We start from the raw sequence: 15,904 nt of genomic DNA, 5'->3' as shown, positions 1-15,904 counted from the left end.
TTTAATCAGTCATTTTAAAACCAAAAAATAAGATACGATGAAAAAAATTATATATATGTTATCGCTTTTGGCATTTATTTTTGCTGGCTGTGATACGATGGAAGATACGTATGATGAATTAGAAGAAGCGGGTGTAAGTGACTACGTACAAAGTCTTACTTATACCTTAACCGAGGACGATTACGATTCCATGGGTGAGGAATATGGTGAGCCTGGAAAATATGACAATTTTTCAAGTTCTATTGATCCTGCTGATTACCTGGTAGACTTTATTGAAACTAAATTTGCTGTGCTTGATGCAGGGTCGGATGTGAACATCACTTACGATTACTATTTAGGTGGATTGGATTATATCTACGACTACGAGGATTTGAATTACTTCCAGCTTACAGATGATGACTACGATTCTATGGGAACCTCTTATGGCGAGCCAGGTTATTACAATAACTTTGCTTACAATATTCTTCCTGAAGACTACTTGCCAGATTTTTTGGCTACTGTTTATACTGATGCTGAAAGCGGATACACTGTAGAGGTAAACTATAAATATTATTCAGATTATACAACTTCTAACGTTTCTCAATATTGGGCTTACGATGGAAGTGTGTGGGCAAATGCAGCTTTAGATTCTTATACCTTGACTGATGACGATTACGATAGCATGGGAACAGATAAGGATGAGCCTGGAGAGTATAATAATTTTGCCTACGATGTGGCTATTGAGGATTTCTTACCAGATTTCTTAGCTACAAAGTACCCTGATGCTGTAGCTAACGATCTTGTAGATATTACTTACGATTACTACGATGGATCGGAATCTTCGACTTTAACCAGCTACTTTTCTTTTGATGGTTCTACTTGGAGTGTTTACGAATCTGGTATTGAAGTTCCGTCTGGAGTAACTCAGTACGATCTTGTTGATGCTGATTATGAAGAAATGGGTTTTGAGGAGTATTTTGATGAGGAAGACGATGCAGATCTAATTGCTACTTTCTTAGAGCAAACATATCCTTATGCTTCTGATGAAGAAATCTATTGTGTTACATTTAAGTATTTAGATGATGATGTAGTTACAAGAAGTGCTACTCAGTATACAAAAACTGATGGGGTTTGGACTGCTTACGAATCTTCTACTACTAAAACAGACCAATATATCTATTCTACTACAGGTTGGGTTTTCGATCCTTCGGTTCTTTATACATTTACTGGAGACGATTACCAAATTATTGTAGACTATGTTTCTGATAATTTTGGTTCTGATTATATCGATAGTTATGGTACAGCTGATTACTACTATGGTGCTGGTGCTTACTACGAAAACTTCAGTATTTCTTCAGGATATTGGAATGATGAAGTATTTGATACTTGGCAAGAAGCAGTAACTGAAGCAATCGGTGTTTGGTTGCCTCTTAAGTTCCCTACAGCTTCGGCTCAGGTTGATGGTGTTGATATTAACTACGTAATTACTTTCGAAACTTACGATGGTTCAAATACCAACTATAACATTACTTTCCAGTGTACTGAAACAGGTACTGGTTCTTCTAATCCTTCTACATTCGAATATGTTGTAGGTCCAACAGCAGAATAAAAGTATATTTAAATAAAATTGAAGGCTGAACCCACATCGGGTTCAGCCTTTTTTTGTGCTATAATTGGCTCGTTGTATGATCAGCTTAAAATAAATTCATTCGTATTAAATCGATTGGAAATCATTTTGACATCAGCAAAAGAATATTTTAGCCTTCGGTATAGTTCTAAACTGTGTTTTTAATGATATTATTGACTTGTAAGCAATAATAAATTAGTGTATGGGAGAAGTATTGGCAGAATCTATTTATCTGGTCTTAGGCTTTATTTATACTAAGATTATAACAGATTAAGCTAGTAGAGAAAAGGATTGCTTTCTTGCCTTAGTATTTTATATTACTGCTTGGTATTAGTTTTCTTAAAGAGGAAATTTTGATGAATAAAAAAAGACTGAGCCCAATTTGAGTTCAGTCTTTTATATGTAGTAATAAATGTATTTTACTGCTTTAAAAGTTTCTTGGTAATGGAACTACCACTCGTTGAAACGAAAGTCACAAAATAAATTCCTTTGGGTAAATCGCTAACAGAAATACTTGAGTCTGGTGATAGTAATTCAAGAATACGGCGTCCGGTTAAGTTGGTAATATGCATTGATTCAACATTATCCATATTAGTCAGGTAGATTTCTGTTCTTGCCGGATTAGGGTAGAATGAAGGTGCATCTCCATTGTTACTATATACATCTTCTATTCCTGTAGCTGTTTCGCTAGTAAACGACCATTCACTTGAAGAACTTATTCCTGCGAATGCAACTCCCTCTGAATTAACAAAAGCATCTTCATCAATAAGAACATAGTAATCAGTGTTTGATTCTAAATCTTCTGATAATTCTATTGTAACCATTTCTCCGTTGAAAGTGGCTGCTACTGATGCTAACATACTCATTATTTCAATACCGTCGTTGTAGATGGATATGTATCCGTTTCCAGCTTCTATTTCTTGATCAAAAGTAATTTCTAAATCGGTATCAAAAGCAACATTAGTACTGTTGTTTGTGGGGAAAAGTTCTACAATTAGCGGAGCGGGATAAATCGTAGTGAAGTTCCAGCTGGAACTACTTTCTATTCCTTCAAATGCGTTCAAAGAGGTATCGGTAATGGCTGCACTATCTATGGTCACATAGTATTTTGTTCCTCTATCAAATGAATTTTCAGGATTGATGTAAACAGTATCGTTCGAAAAAGTAACATTCGTACTAGCAATATTTATACTTTCAAATAAGGCATTATCGGCGTACTGATAAATGGAGATATTTCCGCTTCCAGCAGCTACCACTTCGCTAAATGATATTGCTAAATTTGTGTCGATAGAAATAGATTTACTTCCGTTTTCCGGATTTGTAGATACAATACTTGGAGGTGTTGCAGTACTTGTAAATGTCCAGATCGTATTGTCTGAGATCCCGTCGAATACATTCGACGCGCTATCGGTAAAAGCTCCTGAATCAATCTGAATGTAGTATTGAGTTTCTTCTTCCAGGCTATTTTCTAGATCAATAGTTACTGTATTGTTGGTGATACTGATTTGATCTCCTGTAACATCTATTGATTCCAAAACGGAATCATCGCTGTATCGTAGAATATTGATATTTCCAGTACCTACAAGTATTTCTTCCGTAAAGCTAATGCTTAAATCGGCTGTTAGTGAAACCGATACAGATGCATTTTCAGGCGATAAGCTGGCAATCATCGGCGCGTTACTGTCTGTTTCTACCCAAATACTATCTACCCATTCTGAGTGATCAATAAATGGATTTCTGTTTCCTTGTATGGCATATACTTTTTCATTGCGAATTATTTCAGTAGAATCAACTGGATCTTCTGTATTCCAGGCGATGAGTGTGGATAGCTTTCCGAAATATGGTTCCGTATAATTGTCTTTACTGTAGGTCATGTCGTTAGTCATCTCTAAATCAGGATCACCATCTTCTCCTTCATAGCAAACTGCCATGTAAAAGATCATTCTTGCGATATCTCCTTTTACAGCATCGCGTGGTTCCCAGGAATCATTATCGTAATAACATTCAGTAGCTTCGCTATGAGCTACTCCTCCTTCGTCGAAAAATAGATTGCTACGGTCACTATTTACACTTCTGTCGCATGCACGTAAGTGGTGAATATCCGTACCAGCACCTTCCTCGGTACCAAAATCGCCGTGAGATTTTGCCCAAATATGTTCCCTATTCCAAGCATCATCATCACCAGAACCAGTATCCTGATTTGCTTTCGGTTCACTTCTATTGGTATATATCAGAAGTACATTGTCTGTATTGTCAGGATCTTCATCCGTTTCTTTAAGTGCATCCCAAACGTCATAATCACTTGAGGTATACGGAAGTTCAGTATGATCGTGAATGATATAGTGAAGGGCTGTTTTTAACTCTCCGCCAGTTTTTCCAGTAGCGTTCAGGTAGTATTCTTCAGTGGTAGTTTGAGCCTTTGCCGAGAAAGCAAAAGCTGCGAAAACTGAGAGGAAAAATAAAATTTTTACGTGTAGAGTTTTTATCATATATTTTGCCTTAAAGTGATGTTAATTAGGCTGAGTATCATGCTACTAATTGAGTACTTTTAATGTATACGGAATAAAACAGTAAAAGTGATTTAATTGGTGTGCAAATTATAAAATATAATGCAGAAGTCCTTGATAATCTACTAGATTTTGATTGATTACAAAAAAAAATCCCGTTTAAACGGGATTAATTTATTTTAAACTACTTACATCTCAAGAATTACTGATTTTTATTAGATAGTAAGGGTCAACTTATTTTTTTTTATTCATGATGAATTTATCGTAAAAGAAAAGTGCAATTACGGCGCATAGTCCTATGGTTAAAATTACGTACCATATTTTGGATGGATTGTAGCTGTTCCAAAGGTAGTTGGTTAACTCCTGAGGTTTCATATTCATCGACTGAGCAGCCTGGTTAAAGTATTCGTTTTGCGATAGGTTTGCTGAAATTTCCAGACCTCTTTTAGCGACTTCCTGCTTTACGAAAACTGTTTTGTCCGACATATCCTGGTAAACGCTACCCGAAATAATACCGGCAAATACATTCCCCAAAAATACAGGAATAAAGGAGTAGCCCATATAAAGAGCTTTTTTATCGGCAGGAGCAATTCGACCAATGTATTCGGTAATTTTCGGCGAACCAGCCATTTCTCCAATTGCAAAAATATAGATTGCAGCGAAAGTAAAAAGTACATTTTGGGTAAAAAGAGTCAACGACATCCCTATAGCACAAACCAAGAATCCTGTCATCATGGTTTTAAGAGGCTTCCATTTCATTACAATGGTGGAAACAATAAGTTGGAAGATGATGATGAATAGGGCATCGAAATTAACGATGAATTCGGCTTCCATTTGTCCACTTGGAGTACCATAATTTTCACTGAAGAAGGGGATATTGCTTTGGAAATAATCGAAAAGAATCGATGTGTCGACCCATTGCGCAATAAATACTGGAAGCGTGAAGAAAAGTTGGTTGTACATGGTCCAGAAACCTGCAACAATGAGTAAAAAGAGCATGAACTTTAGGTCGACAACCACTAATCCGATATTCTTGAACACATTTAGAATTGAGGTTTTTAGGCTATCGGTATTGGGTTTACGGTCGGGTTCCTTGTAGAAAAGGAGTAGAATAAAGTTAAGAGCAACGATTCCTGCCGAGATGTAAAAAACCAAATTGTAAGAGGAGTGTTTGAATAGTAAAGTTACCATAGGACCAAAGAAAGCACCTACGTTCACCATCAGGTAGAAAATACCAAATCCGATGGAGGCTGTTTCGTCGGTGGTGGTTTTGGCTATGGTTGCAGATATGACGGGTTTAAAGAGGGCAGCTCCAAGGGCCAAATACAGATACATGATAAAAACACCTGTGAAAGTATCGAATAAGGGAAGAAGAATAAATGCTGAGGTGTAAATTACGAAGGCAATAAAAAGAACCTTTTTGTAGCCATATTTATCGGCAATCGATCCGGTAATTACGGGAAGGAAATAGAGAATTCCTGTACCAACGCCCATTAATATTCCCTTTTGTGCCTGTGTAAATTCAAGTCCTCCAGCATCAGAAGATCCCGTTAAGTAGTTCGCAAATAGCATAAAAAAACCATACCATGCCCAACGTTCGAATAGTTCGATTGTATTGGCAACCCAAAAGGTCTTGGGGAATTTTTTAAAGACTGCTGAGATATTCATATTTTGAATTTTTGGTTGTCTGCTTAAAATTTAATGACAATTCCATTCCCATTGAATAGGATTCGTTGATTTTCTCGTTTGTGAAAGTATAGACCTGCAAAGTAGCCAATTCCTCCTCCTAAAACAACATCTGATAACCAATGTCTATTTCGATACATTCTGCTGAAGCTTACCGAGGCAGGCACAAGGTAGATCCATTTGCTGTACTCTTCGGCAAATGGGGTGAATACCGCCCAGCTAAGGAATGCATGTCCCGAAGGAAATGATTTGGTATCGTTGTTATTGCCACCAAAGGCGTCGAAGTGCATATTTCCGCGGTTCATGTCAGGTCGCGATCGTACAGCTACCATTTTAATGCTTTCGGTTAGTAAAGCACCTGTTACTAGCGCTTTCGCTGATTTAAGGGCAGTACTCGATAAACGCTCATCTTTAATGGCTGTTCCAAGTGCCCAAGTGGCTATAGTGGCAGGAGCGATGTATTTTTTTTCGCCAAATGCAGTAAATAGATCAGTATAGGAATCGAGGAATGAATTTTGATTTTCTTGTAAGCGTTTGTTCGACCATTCGTCGAGAAGAAAGGAGCTTCCGAGTAAGCCTCCAAAAATCAATAAATTTTTGGAGCTGAAGACTTTTTTTCCCAAACCAGGGTTAAGTTTTTTATTTTTAGTAAGTAGGGTGCTGTCAATGTTTTCTTGAGAATATCCACGCAGAGGACTTATCAGGAATAAAGTTAGGCACATCAAGGTAAAGAAGCTAGATTGTTTCAAGTCGTGTAAATTTCTGTTGAAACAAAATTAAACGAAAATTATGAAGGAGAATGTTATTATCGTAGAAAATAAAAAATCAGAACGCAAAAAAAGCCACCCGTTATGGATGGCTTTTTGCTCCCTCTCTAGGACTTGAACCTAGGACCCTCTGATTAACAGTCAGATGCTCTAACCAACTGAGCTAAGAAGGAATGTTATTCCAAAATTCTTCTAAAGGGTACGTTTGACGCACTTTCTAGAGGAAAATTGCGATGCAAAACTAATAGGATTTGTTCAATAATACAACAGGTGTTTCAATATTTTTTCAAAAAAAATGATTTTACGAAGGCAAGAACAAGCTTAAAGGAGCAGTGAGAACGGCTATCTCTTTGTTTTTCAAGCTTTGAGTTTTTGGAGAGAAATACGATGGAAAAAATGATTTTTTATCCGATAAGAGTATTTCACTGTTGTAAAAGGAATAAAAAAACAGATTTTGAAAATCAATGAAGCGAAATTTTATTGTAATTTTGACTGAGAAACACACAAAATTTCAAGCAATAAACACACTTAAACTAACAAACACTCATGTACGGAAAATTCAAAGAATATTTGGCAGAGGAAATTCAATCCATTAAAGATGCCGGTTTGTATAAAAATGAAAGAATTATTACATCGCCACAAGGTGCAGAAATTAAAGTGAATACAGGAGAATCTGTATTGAATTTTTGTGCGAATAATTATTTGGGATTATCGTCTGATGTGCGTGTGATGGAGGGAGCTGCTAAGGCTTTAAAATCTCATGGCTATGGAATGTCGTCGGTACGTTTTATTTGTGGAACAACAGATATTCACAAAGAGTTGGAGCAAAAAATTGCTACTTTCTTTGGTATGGAAGATACAATTCTGTATGCTGCTGCTTTTGATGCAAATGGTGGTGTTTTTGAGCCCTTGTTTGGCAAGGACGATGCCATCATATCCGATGAACTGAATCATGCTTCGATTATTGATGGCGTTCGTTTGTGTAAGGCAGCCAGATTCCGCTACAAACATGCAGACATGGCTGATTTGGAGGATCAGTTAAAAATATCACAGGCACAGCGTTTTCGAATTATTGTTACCGATGGTGTTTTTTCAATGGATGGTGATATTGCCAAATTAAACGAGATTTGCGATTTAGCTGACAAATACAACGCATTGGTGATGGTGGATGATAGTCATGCCTCTGGTTTTATTGGCGATACAGGTCGAGGAACGCATGAATATCATCATTGCATGGATCGTGTAGACATTATCACAAGTACTTTGGGGAAAGCACTGGGTGGAGCACTGGGTGGATTCACAACAGGAAAGGCTGAGATCATTGAAATGTTGCGTCAGCGTTCTCGTCCTTATTTATTCTCAAATTCGCTTTCTCCGGTGATTGTAGGTGCTTCTATCGCCGTTTTTGATATGCTAAGCGAGTCTACGGAATTAAGAGACAAAGTAATTGCCAATGCTTGCTATTTTAGAGAAAGACTCGTTGCGGCAGGTTTTGATGTAAAGCCTTCCGATTCGGCTATCAATGCCTTGATGTTATACGACGCAGTTTTGTCGCAACAATTTGCAGCCAAATTATTGGAGGAAGGCATTTATGTAATTGGATTTTATTATCCAGTGGTGGCGAAAGGACAGGCAAGAATCCGGATTCAGCTTTCGGCAGCTCATACCAAAGAACATTTGGATAAAGCCCTTGCCGCTTTTATTAAAGTTGGAAAAGAACTAAAAGTAATCAAATAGAGATACTCAATTTATACTTGAAGAGAGAATTGATAAAGTTCCCTTTTCAAGTATTTTTGTTGATAAATTTGCTAATAAAATAGTAGCGGAATGAAACGAATTATTCTATTTTTCATTGGCCTTGTGTGCCTTTCTTACTTGGCAAAAGCTCAATTTTACGAAGATAAAACCTGGATGTTAGGAGCTTCGGTTGGTTATCAACATCCCACGGGGGATTTTGGCGACTATGCTAAGTCTGGACCCGTTTTTCGTTTGAATGGTTTACGGATGTTAAGTAGAAAAGTGGCTGTAGGAGCCGAATTAGGATGTAGTTTATTCGGACAAAGCGATATCTGGGATGTAGGTTATGCTTCAGCTTATGATGTGAAATATTACCTGTTTTCAGCTCAAGTAAAAGCATCCTACTTTTTTGATACCTGGGATCGCGATTTTAGGCCCTATATTTCCGGGGCTTTGGGCTATTTTCAATATCGGAATGTGATAGAGTTTATGTCGGTCAATTCTTCCGATGAAACCAAAAACACTCTCAAGGAAAATAAAATGGGCCTGACTCCAATTCTTGGTTTCCTTTATCATTTGTCGGACAATTGGACCTTTGATATGAACCTTCGTTATACATACATTCTTGATTTTTCGGGATACATAACTACTCAAGATGAAGATGGAGATGATTACGAGTATTATTTGGGATTCGATAAAATAGCTCTTCCTGAAATATCGGTTGGTTTATATTATCGCTTTTAGCAACTGAAAACCGGTTTTGGAACCTTTTCATTTTAGGATTTAGCTTCAGTGAGTCTATTATTAGAACCTAGAATAAACCATGAATCTGTGCTTCTACCTTATCAACAATATTGTTTAAGTCTTCATGATTTTCCAGAAAATCGATATTGTCAGCATCTACAATAAGTAATTTTCCACGATTATAATTCTGAATCCAGTTTTCGTAGCGGGTATTTAAGTTTTTCAGATAATCCAAGCGGATGGTTTCCTCGTAATTTCGGCCTCTTTTTTGAATTTGATTCACCAAAGTTGGAACCGATGAACGCAAGTAAATAAGAAGATCAGGAGCCTGAATCATTGATCCCATCAACTCGAACAGGTTGTTGTAGTTTTTAAAATCACGCTCAGTCATCAAGCCCATATCATATAAGTTGGGGGCAAAAATCATGGCGTCTTCGTAAATGGTGCGATCTTGAATCACATTTTTTCCTGCTTTTCGAATTTCCATGATTTGGTTGAACCTACTTTTCAGAAAGTAAATTTGAAGATTGAACGACCACCGTTTCATGTCATCGTAAAAATCATTCAAATAGGGATTTTCATCCACATCTTCAAAATGAGCTTCCCAACCATATTGTTTTGCAAGTAGTTCGGTAAGGGTGGTTTTACCAGAGCCAATATTTCCTGCTATCGCGATGTGCATAAGTATAAAATTATAGATTTTGAATGATCTGTTCGAGACTTTAACATTTATTCAAACAGATGCGAACAGATTATTGAAAGAGACCGTTTAGTTGAGCATCTATTTTATTGATGACTTCGCTTAGGTCTTTAGGATTTTTTAGAAAATTAATGTTGTCAACATCAATAATCAGTAATTTGCCATTTGAATAGCCAGAAATCCAAGCTTCATAACGTTCATTTAAGCGTTTCAGGTAATCCAGACGAATGGTTTCCTCATAATCTCGACCGCGTTCCTGAATGTGGCTAACTAGGGTTGGAATGCTGGCGCGCAAATAAATGAGTAAATCGGGTGGTTGAATTAGGGAACTCATGATATTGAATAGCGACAAATAGTTGTCGTAATCTCGTCGAGGCATTAAACTCATTGATTCCAAATTGGGTGCAAAAATATAAGCATCCTCATAAATGGTTCTGTCCTGAATGATTTCTTTCCCTGTTTTTCGTAAGGCCAAAACCTGATTGAATCGACTATTTAGAAAATGAATTTGTAGCGCGAACGACCATCGTTTCATGTCTTCGTAAAAGTCATTTAGATAAGGATTTTCGTCGACATCCTCGAAATGAGCTTCCCATCCGTAATGTTTTGCTAACAATCCTGCGAGCGTAGTTTTACCAGCTCCAATATTTCCTGCGACTGCAATGTGCATATTTATGTTTACTTTGTGTAAAAAAGGCAACTAAAATTAAGAATATTTTTCAGGAATTCAATTGGGAAATAATGCGCTAAAAACGCAGTTTATTTTTAATCAGAGCTTTAGTGCTTTAATCGTGATTGTTTTTTTATTAAAAATGTACAAATTATTGTTTTTTAGGATCAATTTCTCACCTTCATACTCTTTGCTCTGGAAAAGTAATTTGTCATCCAGTTCTAATGATTTCCACGAGAAAATACCCTTTTCAGTTGTGTAAAAAAGGGTGTTTTTAGTGATTTCAAAATTGCGTATGCCTGGAATGAAATTTTTTTTCTTGAATTGTCCATTCTGATCCAAATGTAAAATACCCTGTTCCGGATAAAGAAGGTATAAATTACTGTTGTACTCTTTCATTTTTGTGGGTAACACATCCTCAAAAAAAGAATTTAGAAATAGACTCTGATTTTCTTTTTTGCCTGTATCCGAAATATGAACGCTTTGTTTGTCGCTGGAGTTGTAGATCCAAAATCCGCCATTAGGCGAAGAGCAAACCAATTCGGTTTCATTATCGGAGTAGGTATAAAGATCGATCGCATTACCAATTTCGGCCAGATTTCGATCCAGAAATAGAATTTGATTAAAATCAGAATAAAAAATTAGAATTTGCAGCGGATTATTCAGGTCGATATCAGAAATTCTACCAAGCATTGAATTGGAAAAAGAACTTTGTTTCTCTCCTTGTGGATTGAATTTGATTAGCTCCGAATTATTTACTGCAAATACATTGCCCAGATGATCTACAGCAATAAAATCATGCGGTTGGTTGATCTGAATATTCTCTCCGTTTGGAAATAGCAGGAAAAGGCACAAAAGGATTTGAAACATGCTAACTAGTTGTTTATTTTTAGTAGTTCTTCTATAATAGTTCTATTGTTGGAAAGTCGGGGAACTTTATTTTGACCTCCGAGCTTTCCTTTTTCTTTTAACCATTGGTAAAATAAACCTGCTTTGGCAATGCTGATGAGCGGCTTTTCCAAGGTAATATTTTTGTACCTTTTTGCTTCATAGTCCGAGTTCAAACTCATTAGGGCATTATCTAAAATAAAAGTAAATTCATCTATATTCTGTGGTGATTTTTCAAATTCAATCAGCCACTGGTGACTTCCTTTCCGATTCGAATCCATAAAAATTGGAGCCGCGGTATATTCTTTAATCACCGAATTTGTTTTTACACAAGCCGTTTGAATTGCTTTTTCAGCATTGTCTATAATCAATTCTTCGCCAAAGGCATTGATGAAGAGTTTTGTGCGGCCCGAAATTTTAAACTTAAAAGGTTCTTTTGAGGTAAATTGAACGGTATCTCCAATCTGATAGCGCCACAAACCACCATTGGTAGTAATAAGGATTGCATAATTGGTGTAAAGTTTAACATCTTCTAAACTAATTGCCTTAGGTTCATCAGTACCCAAACAATCTATGGGAATGAATTCGTAGTAGATACCATAATCTAACATTAATAACATGGAATCATCCAAAGGATTGTTCTGAATGCCAAAAAAACCTTCCGAGGCGTTGTAAGTTTCTAAATAGTTCACCTCTTTAGATGGAAGAAGCTGCTTAAACTGTTCGCGGTATGGAGAAAAATTAACGCCACCATGAACAAATAATTCAAGATTGGGCCATATCTCGAGAATGTTACTTTTGCCAGATACTTTTAAAATGTGCTTTAATAGAACCAAAAACCATGAAGGAACACCAGAAAGGCTCGTTACATTTTCGCCAAGGGTTGCTTCTGTCATTTTCTCCATTTTTTCCTCCCATTCCTCCATGAGTACAATTGAAGTATCGGGAGTTCGAATAAAATCGGCCCAAAAAGGAAGATTTTGAATGAGTATGGCGGACAAATCACCATAGTAGGAATCGTTGTTGATGTTGTTGATTTGATGACTTCCACCCAAGGTTAAACCTTTGCCTTTTAAAATACCGGTTTCTGGAAACAGGTCTGTGTAAATGGCTAAAATATCTTTTCCACCTCTAAAGTGACAATCTTCGAGGGCTTCTTTGCTAACCGGAATAAATTTGCTTTTTGAATTGGTTGTGCCCGATGATTTGGCAAACCATTTTATTTCGGAAGGCCAAAAAATATTTTGTTCACCCCTGCGCAGACGACGGATATAAATCTCAATATCTTCATAGGTCTGTATGGGTAACCTTTCCTTAAATGTTGATAGACTATGAATACTCCTAAAGTCGTATTTTTTGCCCCATTCGGTGTTCGAAGCTTGTTCAATCAGCTGGGTAAGAGTTTCCTTTTGAATCTCGATCGGATGATTTTTAAAAAAATCGATTTGAGAGAGTCTTTTAGTATTTAACCAGCTAACAAGAGAGTTTATTAAAGCCATAGCAATTAAGTTTACTGTTCTTAAATATAAAGAAATTTTAGTTTCAATATTGCCTCTTGTGCATTTATTATGCCTAGGTTATGTTAGTTTTTACTTATATTTGATGAGCATTGTTTGAAATTAGAAAAAGATCGCAAATGAGTATCATTGATGTAATAATTGGAATTCCACTGCTTTGGGCAATGGTTAAGGGTTTTAAGAATGGTTTTATATTTGAAGTGGCTACATTAGTTGCCTTGGTATTTGGAATTTATGGTGCGATTCACTTCTCCGATTTTACAGCTCAATTCATAAGAGATCGATTCAATTATGATTCGGAATATATGGGATATATTTCTTTCGGACTTACCTTCGTTGTTATTGTTCTTTTGGTACACGTTATTGGTAAGCTTCTTAATTCATTAATCGAGGCAATCGCATTAGGCATGTTTAATAGAATATTAGGCATGGTATTTGGTTTGCTCAAAGGGGTTCTAATTATTGGTATTGTTGTTTATTTTGTAGATTATCTGGATCGTAAATTTGAATTCATTCCGGATGAGAAAAAAGAGGCTAGTATTCTTTACAAACCAATGACCATTGTTTCTGAAACGATGTTTGATCTATTTAATTCCGACTTTAGCGATACAAAAGCCAAAATCAGAGAAAAAGTAAAAGAAGAACTCCCTCAGGTATAATGAAAGAAAGATGTAAGAAGCTTCTAAAGAAATTTCACAAACCTAAAGATGTAATTTTTGATGGCTTTTGTGCAAATTGCGCTAATCCTTTAAGTGGGGAATATTGTTCTCATTGCGGACAATCGGCAAAAGACTTTAAAAAACCATTTTTGAGTGTTTTATTAGAATCTTTGGGTGATTTGTTTTCTTTAGATAATAAGTTATTCCATACATTATGGCCTCTGATTGCTCGTCCAGGATTTTTAACTAAAGAGTTTATGGCTGGCAGAAGAGTACAATATACGCCTCCTTTTCGCTTGTATTTATTCCTAACATTTTTTGCTTTTTTTCTACTTTCCCACAACCACAAACCCAAAACCCAGCTCGATAATAATTTAAATTTTACCAGCCAACAAGGACAAAAAGTAAATCTACTCCCTTTTATCGAGAATGCTTTTGGAAAAGATAAGCAATGGAATGTTCTGGTAGATTCTTTGGATAATGTGAAATTCAATGTCGAGAAAACAAGTAAGTATGAAAGAGATACAATAGTAGAGAAAGAAGGTAAAGTGGGGAATTTAATTGTAGAGAATTCGGATGTGAAAAGAGTATTAGACATGTGGCGACTGAATCCTGCAATAATACTCGATCTTGTTTTTAAGAAATTATCACAGACTTTATTCATTATTTTTCCAGTTTTCGCTTGCTTTTTGGCTCTTTTCTATATTCGTAGGAAACACTATTTTATAGAGCATTTATTGCTCTCATTAAATTTTCATTCCTTTGTTTTTGTGATTGTTATTTTAAGTGAATTGTTGAATATGACCCAAATAGGTTTTTTGCAACAACTTGCTTTATATTTCTTCCTTCTGATTCCTCTTCAACTATTTTTAAGCTTGAAATTTTATTTCAGACAATCGTTAAGGAAAACCATTGTGAAGTTTGTGATGCTGTCATTTGTCTACAATATTTTGTTGTTTTCGGGGATTTTATTTGCGTTATTTTCGGTCGTTGCTGAATAGAAAAAAATAAGCAAGAAGGAAATATTAAAATTCTTATCTTTGTCCGTCGAATACAAAATTGATTAATAGATCCCTATCAGGAAAAAAATACTAAACACATGAATTTTATAGAGGAACTCCAGTGGCGAGGCATGATTCACGATATGATGCCTGGAATAGAAGAACAACTAGCAAAAGAGCTTACATCGGCTTACGTAGGAATTGATCCAACGGCAGATTCTCTGCATATTGGCCATCTTGTAGGCGTAATGATGCTAAAACATTTTCAGGTAGCCGGACACAAACCTATTGTTTTGGTGGGTGGTGCAACGGGTATGATTGGAGATCCATCGGGAAAATCGCAGGAAAGAAATTTGTTGGATGAAGAAACACTTCGCCACAATCAAGAATGTTTGCGAGCACAACTCTCAAAATTCATGGATTTCGATTCTGATGCCGAAAATGCAGCCGAAATGGTGAACAATTACGATTGGATGAAAGATTTTTCTTTTCTGGATTTTATTCGTGACATTGGGAAGCATCTTACCGTGAACTATATGATGAGTAAAGATTCGGTAAAGAAAAGATTGAGTAATGAATCAAAAGTAGGAATGTCTTTTACAGAGTTTACCTACCAATTGGTTCAAGGAACTGACTTTTTAGAATTATATCGTTCAAAGAACTGTAAACTGCAAATGGGTGGATCGGATCAGTGGGGAAATATTACCACTGGAACAGAATTGATCCGCAGAAAAGAAGGGGGTACAGCTTGGGCAATTACTTGTCCGTTAATTACTAAGGCCGATGGTGGAAAATTCGGAAAAACAGAATCTGGTAATATTTGGTTAGATCCGAAACGTACTTCTCCTTATAAATTCTACCAATTTTGGTTGAATACCTCCGATGAAGATGCTGCTAAATACTTAAAGATATTCACACTCTTGTCAAAGGATGAGATATTTGCTTTAATTGAAGAACATCAGGAAGCTCCACATTTGAGAAAATTGCAGCAACGATTGGCCAAAGAAATCACCATCATGATTCATTCGGAGGAAGATTACAATACTGCCGTTGAAGCCTCTCAAATTTTATTTGGAAAAGCAACTGCTGATGCATTGAGAAAATTGGACGAGGAAACTTTCCTATCCGTTTTTGAAGGCGTTCCACAGTTTTCGCTAGCCAAAGAGGAGTTTGAAAATGGAGTTGATGTTTTGGAATTATTGGCAGTTAAAACCGATGTATTTCCATCAAAAGGTGAATTGCGTCGATTGTTTAAGGGAAATGCCATTAGTATCAATAAAGAAAAGGTACAAGATTCTGAATTGGTGATTACTAAAGAACATCTAATTGCAGATAAATATCTTTTAGTACAAAAAGGAAAAAAGAATTATTTTCTTGTTGTCGCTTGTTAATGTAAAGTGCATCAACTATTTTTAATAGATT

13 protein-coding genes and 1 tRNA gene are annotated in these 15,904 nt (G+C 36.2%); 6 read left to right on the top strand and 8 right to left on the bottom strand.

Annotated features, from left to right (window positions below; all coding sequences use genetic code 11):
- Window positions 1-37: 37 nt before the first annotated feature.
- Window positions 38-1,588 carry a hypothetical protein gene (locus ABYT26_RS08830; RefSeq protein WP_372752974.1) on the top strand — a complete coding sequence of 517 codons (1,551 nt, stop codon included), beginning with the start codon at window positions 38-40 and terminating at the stop codon, window positions 1,586-1,588.
- Window positions 1,589-2,025: 437 nt separating this feature from the next.
- Here the strand turns inward: ABYT26_RS08830 and ABYT26_RS08825 are convergent, their stop codons facing one another.
- The 4 genes from ABYT26_RS08825 to ABYT26_RS08810 all read right to left on the bottom strand — a co-directional run bounded on the left by ABYT26_RS08825 (window position 2,026) and on the right by ABYT26_RS08810 (window position 6,739).
- Window positions 2,026-4,095, bottom strand: coding sequence for an Ig-like domain-containing protein (locus ABYT26_RS08825; protein ID WP_372752972.1), 2,070 nt, complete (start codon window positions 4,093-4,095; stop codon window positions 2,026-2,028).
- A 252-nt stretch (window positions 4,096-4,347) separates the two neighbouring features.
- Complete coding sequence (locus ABYT26_RS08820) at window positions 4,348-5,781, bottom strand: MFS transporter (RefSeq protein ID WP_372752970.1); 1,434 nt, start codon at window positions 5,779-5,781, stop codon at window positions 4,348-4,350.
- Between the two features lie 23 nt (window positions 5,782-5,804).
- Entirely contained in the window at window positions 5,805-6,521 is a 717-nt protein-coding gene (locus ABYT26_RS08815; protein WP_372752968.1) for a phosphatase PAP2 family protein, read from the bottom strand.
- A gap of 144 nt (window positions 6,522-6,665) precedes the next feature.
- A tRNA-Asn gene (locus ABYT26_RS08810) sits at window positions 6,666-6,739 on the bottom strand.
- A gap of 373 nt (window positions 6,740-7,112) precedes the next feature.
- On the opposite strand from ABYT26_RS08810, the gene kbl reads away from it, so the two are divergent.
- Window positions 7,113-8,303, top strand: coding sequence for a glycine C-acetyltransferase (kbl, locus tag ABYT26_RS08805; protein WP_372752966.1), 1,191 nt, complete (start codon window positions 7,113-7,115; stop codon window positions 8,301-8,303).
- A 90-nt stretch (window positions 8,304-8,393) separates the two neighbouring features.
- On the top strand, window positions 8,394-9,047 hold the full coding sequence (locus ABYT26_RS08800; RefSeq protein WP_372752964.1) for an outer membrane beta-barrel protein: 654 nt from the start codon (window positions 8,394-8,396) through the stop codon (window positions 9,045-9,047).
- A 67-nt stretch (window positions 9,048-9,114) separates the two neighbouring features.
- On the opposite strand, the gene ABYT26_RS08795 is transcribed toward ABYT26_RS08800, so the two are convergent.
- The 4 genes from ABYT26_RS08795 to ABYT26_RS08780 form a co-directional block, all read right to left on the bottom strand.
- Window positions 9,115-9,729 carry a deoxynucleoside kinase gene (locus ABYT26_RS08795; protein ID WP_372752962.1) on the bottom strand — a complete coding sequence of 205 codons (615 nt, stop codon included), beginning with the start codon at window positions 9,727-9,729 and terminating at the stop codon, window positions 9,115-9,117.
- A gap of 70 nt (window positions 9,730-9,799) precedes the next feature.
- The gene (locus ABYT26_RS08790) at window positions 9,800-10,417 is read right to left on the bottom strand and encodes a deoxynucleoside kinase (protein WP_372752960.1); all 618 of its coding nucleotides are present in this window, start codon (window positions 10,415-10,417) and stop codon (window positions 9,800-9,802) included.
- Window positions 10,418-10,516: 99 nt separating this feature from the next.
- Window positions 10,517-11,287, bottom strand: coding sequence for a hypothetical protein (locus tag ABYT26_RS08785; protein WP_372752958.1), 771 nt, complete (start codon window positions 11,285-11,287; stop codon window positions 10,517-10,519).
- Window positions 11,288-11,292: 5 nt separating this feature from the next.
- The gene (locus ABYT26_RS08780; protein WP_372752956.1) at window positions 11,293-12,804 is read right to left on the bottom strand and encodes a GH3 auxin-responsive promoter family protein; all 1,512 of its coding nucleotides are present in this window, start codon (window positions 12,802-12,804) and stop codon (window positions 11,293-11,295) included.
- A gap of 137 nt (window positions 12,805-12,941) precedes the next feature.
- On the opposite strand from ABYT26_RS08780, the gene ABYT26_RS08775 reads away from it, so the two are divergent.
- The 3 genes from ABYT26_RS08775 (at window position 12,942) to tyrS (ending at window position 15,873) form a co-directional block, all read left to right on the top strand.
- Window positions 12,942-13,481: a CvpA family protein gene (locus ABYT26_RS08775; RefSeq protein WP_372752954.1), complete on the top strand. Its 540-nt coding sequence runs from the start codon at window positions 12,942-12,944 to the stop codon at window positions 13,479-13,481.
- Window positions 13,482-13,630: 149 nt separating this feature from the next.
- On the top strand, window positions 13,631-14,482 hold the full coding sequence (locus ABYT26_RS08770; RefSeq protein WP_372752952.1) for a DUF3667 domain-containing protein: 852 nt from the start codon (window positions 13,631-13,633) through the stop codon (window positions 14,480-14,482).
- Window positions 14,483-14,580: 98 nt separating this feature from the next.
- The gene (gene tyrS / locus ABYT26_RS08765) at window positions 14,581-15,873 is read left to right on the top strand and encodes a tyrosine--tRNA ligase (RefSeq protein ID WP_372752950.1); all 1,293 of its coding nucleotides are present in this window, start codon (window positions 14,581-14,583) and stop codon (window positions 15,871-15,873) included.
- Window positions 15,874-15,904: the final 31 nt, after the last annotated feature.

Source organism: Labilibaculum sp., from assembly GCF_041595635.1.
Taxonomy (GTDB): domain Bacteria; phylum Bacteroidota; class Bacteroidia; order Bacteroidales; family Marinifilaceae; genus Labilibaculum.
This window is presented reverse-complemented; position numbering and strand designations above follow the sequence as displayed.

Bases quoted from the DNA above. Each gene is read 5' to 3' on its own strand.
- ABYT26_RS08830 (WP_372752974.1), top strand. From the start codon at position 38: ATGAAAAAAATTATATATATGTTATCGCTTTTGGCATTTATTTTTGCT.
- ABYT26_RS08825 (WP_372752972.1), bottom strand. From the start codon at position 4,095: ATGATAAAAACTCTACACGTAAAAATTTTATTTTTCCTCTCAGTTTTC.
- ABYT26_RS08820 (WP_372752970.1), bottom strand. From the start codon at position 5,781: ATGAATATCTCAGCAGTCTTTAAAAAATTCCCCAAGACCTTTTGGGTT.
- ABYT26_RS08815 (WP_372752968.1), bottom strand. From the start codon at position 6,521: ATGTGCCTAACTTTATTCCTGATAAGTCCTCTGCGTGGATATTCTCAA.
- kbl (WP_372752966.1), top strand. From the start codon at position 7,113: ATGTACGGAAAATTCAAAGAATATTTGGCAGAGGAAATTCAATCCATT.
- ABYT26_RS08800 (WP_372752964.1), top strand. From the start codon at position 8,394: ATGAAACGAATTATTCTATTTTTCATTGGCCTTGTGTGCCTTTCTTAC.
- ABYT26_RS08795 (WP_372752962.1), bottom strand. From the start codon at position 9,729: ATGCACATCGCGATAGCAGGAAATATTGGCTCTGGTAAAACCACCCTT.
- ABYT26_RS08790 (WP_372752960.1), bottom strand. From the start codon at position 10,417: ATGCACATTGCAGTCGCAGGAAATATTGGAGCTGGTAAAACTACGCTC.
- ABYT26_RS08785 (WP_372752958.1), bottom strand. From the start codon at position 11,287: ATGTTTCAAATCCTTTTGTGCCTTTTCCTGCTATTTCCAAACGGAGAG.
- ABYT26_RS08780 (WP_372752956.1), bottom strand. From the start codon at position 12,804: ATGGCTTTAATAAACTCTCTTGTTAGCTGGTTAAATACTAAAAGACTC.
- ABYT26_RS08775 (WP_372752954.1), top strand. From the start codon at position 12,942: ATGAGTATCATTGATGTAATAATTGGAATTCCACTGCTTTGGGCAATG.
- tyrS (WP_372752950.1), top strand. From the start codon at position 14,581: ATGAATTTTATAGAGGAACTCCAGTGGCGAGGCATGATTCACGATATG.